General features: G+C 68.0%; 2 protein-coding genes. Both read right to left on the bottom strand.

What is annotated here, in order from left to right:
• Window positions 1–950, bottom strand: a 950-nt coding sequence (locus AXW67_RS14240; RefSeq protein WP_082907694.1) for an IS481 family transposase, incomplete at its 3' end; no start/stop codon positions are given.
• A gap of 158 nt (window positions 951–1108) precedes the next feature.
• Window positions 1109–2356, bottom strand: coding sequence for an OmpA family protein (locus AXW67_RS14245; RefSeq protein WP_082907883.1), 1248 nt, complete (start codon window positions 2354–2356; stop codon window positions 1109–1111).
• Between the last annotated feature and the right edge of the window lie 391 nt (window positions 2357–2747).

Below are 2747 nucleotides of genomic sequence, written 5' to 3' on the forward strand. Positions count from 1 at the left end.
CTGTGGAATCTCAACAGGTCGTCCTCCGGGAGACGGAGGCGGCTGATGGGTGGTTTGGCTTGCAAACTACCGTGTGGGCGATGCCAGTTGTAGTGCTGAAGCCAGATTGGCAGGTTTTTGGCGCGCTGGTCTGAGGTGTCGTAGGAGCGAGCGTAAGCCCACTCGCGCAGCGCTGTCTGGATGAAGCGTTCGGCCTTGCCGTTTGTTTGGGGCCGATATGGTCTGGTGAAGATGTGCCTGAGGCCGAGCTTCCCGCACGCTCTGGCGAAGGCCTTGGCACGGTAGCAAGAGCCATTGTCGGTCATGATGCCGGTGACCTTCATACCGAGGCTGCGGTAGTAAGCGACGGCTTCCCTGAGGAAGGCGATGGCACTTTCCTTTTTCTGATCACGCCGGATCTGGGAGAAGGCCAGGCGCGATGCATCGTCGATCGCCACGTGGACGAACTCGTGGCCGGCGCCGCGGCTTTCACCCTTCTGACGATCGTGCGTGATGCGGTGGCCGGGTCTGACGAACCTGCCGAGCTTCTTGATGTCGATATGGATCAGCTCGCCGGGCTGCTCGCGCTCGTAGCGGCGCACCGGCTCGGCCGGCTCCAGATCGCGTGTCCGGCTTAATCCCAGGCGGCGGAGTATGCGGCTGACGGTGGCCCGTGACAGCCCAACCTCGGCTGCGATCTGCTTGCCGGTGTGGCGCTGCCGGCGCAACGCCTCGACGGCCTCGCACGTGGCCCGCGGGGTTTGGCTTGGCGATGAAAGGGGTCTGGAGGAACGATCACGCAATCCCTCGACACCTGCTGCGCGGAACCGCTCGACCCATTTGGCTACCGTTTTCGGTGTCGTGTTGAACTGGTCAGCCGCGGCAGCCTGGCTCAGTCCGTCCTCGACCACGCCTCGCACCATCGCCTCTCGACCTGTGGGCGTCAAAGGCGCATTCTTGTGGACGTTCATCTGGTCTCTCCGTGGAAACGTTGAAGCTTCGCAACCTCAGCTTCCTCGGTTCAGACCAGATGGACAACCTCCTGAGACACCAAAGCTAACCCACCCTACGACCTGAAACAAAAATGGCCGGGATCGCTCCCGGCCATTTTGCATTTGTGCGCTTCGCCTCAGCGCGGCGGTGCGGTGCCGGGCGGGGGCGGCGGCAGCGAGGCCTGACCGCCGTTGAGCAGCGGCGTGATGCGGCGGATGGTGACGCGCCGGTTGATCCGGCTCGGTCCGTCCGTCTGCTCCTTCAGATACTGCCTGCCGTAGCCTTGCGACGTCAGGTTCTCTGCCGGCACATTGAACTGCTGGGTCAGCAGTTCGGCCGCGGACTGCGCACGGCGGTCCGACAATGACAGATTGTCGACGTCGTTGCCGACCGCGTCGGTGTGTCCCTCGATCAGGAACACCTCGCGCGGGTTGCGCTGGATCGCACGGTTGAGACCGTCGGCGATCACTTGCAGCCTCGCCGCCTGGTCCGGCGGGATGGTCCACGATCCTGTCTCGAAGTTGATCGTGTTGATGTCGATGCTCGGCATCTGCATGCGAACATTGGGGCTGTAGCGGATCTCGTCGAGCGAGTAGCGCCGATCGATCCGTTGTACCGGCGGCGCCTCCATGGTCTCGTAGATCACGTCCGGCGAGGCATCCGCGGAGTCGACGATGTAGCGATCGTAGGGAATGTTCACGACCGGCGGCGGCACGTCGACATAGAAGCCGCCGACCGCCCGCGGATCGCGGTAGCTGTTGTCGATGATGATGATCTCGCGCCCGCCGGGGTCCCTGCGGATTCGCCGCAGCAACTGACCGTCGGCTCCGACCACGGTGATCACCTCGCTGCCGTCGGGACGGATCACGACGGTGCGGGTTTCGCCGCCGACAACGTCGGTGCGGATGTCGCGAGCGCCATAGCGGAAGCGATAGAGGTCGTTGCCGCGAACGTACTCCTGCCCGCTCGGGTCGCGGATGATGATGCGGTCCGGCTCGGTATAGATGGTGCGGCCGCCTTCGACGACCTCCTGCCGCTGATTGCGGTAGTCGGCGATGGTGGCGCCGATGACGGCGCCGGCCACGACGCCCGCACCGATCGCGAGCGGCGTCAGGTCACGCTGCTGCGGACGCGGCGGAGGCGGCAACGGTGCTGCGACCGCCGGTGCGGCCTGGAAGGCCGGTGCGACCGTCGGCGGAGCGTATTGCGCCTTGTCGGGCGGTGGCGCCGCGGCTGTCGTGCCGGGTACGACAGTCCGCGCCGCGGCGCCGACGGGAGGCGTGGGTCGGATCGGGGCGGCCGTCTGTGGCTGCGCCGGCGGAGCTCCGGCAGCGGGCGCGCCCGCAGGCGGCGCGCCACCTTGACGTCCGGGCGCCGGCGTCACGGTGCCGGGGGCCGGCGTCGCGGTCGGAGCTGGCGTTGCGCCGGGTGCGGGCGTCGCTGCCGGGCCCGTCCGTCCGGCCGGCGGCGTGGTCGCTCCGCCAGGAGCGGGTGTAGCGGTCGGAGCGGGCGTCGGGCTCGGCGTGGCCCGAGTCGTCGGCGCCGCTGGAGCAGGCGTGGCCGTCGGCGCTGGCGCTGCTGTGGGCGTCGGGGTCGGCGTCGGCGTGGCCCGAGTCGTCGGCGCCGCTGGAGCAGGCGTAGCTGTCGGCGCTGGCGCTGCTGTGGGCGTTGGCGACGGGATGACCCGTCCCTGCGGAGGCGTCGCGGTCGGTACAGGTGTCGGTGTGGGTGTGGCCGTCGGGGCAGGCGCGGCCGGACGCGCCGTCGGCGCGGCG

The sequence above is a fragment of the Bradyrhizobium neotropicale genome, assembly GCF_001641695.1.
Taxonomy (GTDB): Bacteria; Pseudomonadota; Alphaproteobacteria; order Rhizobiales; family Xanthobacteraceae; genus Bradyrhizobium; species Bradyrhizobium neotropicale.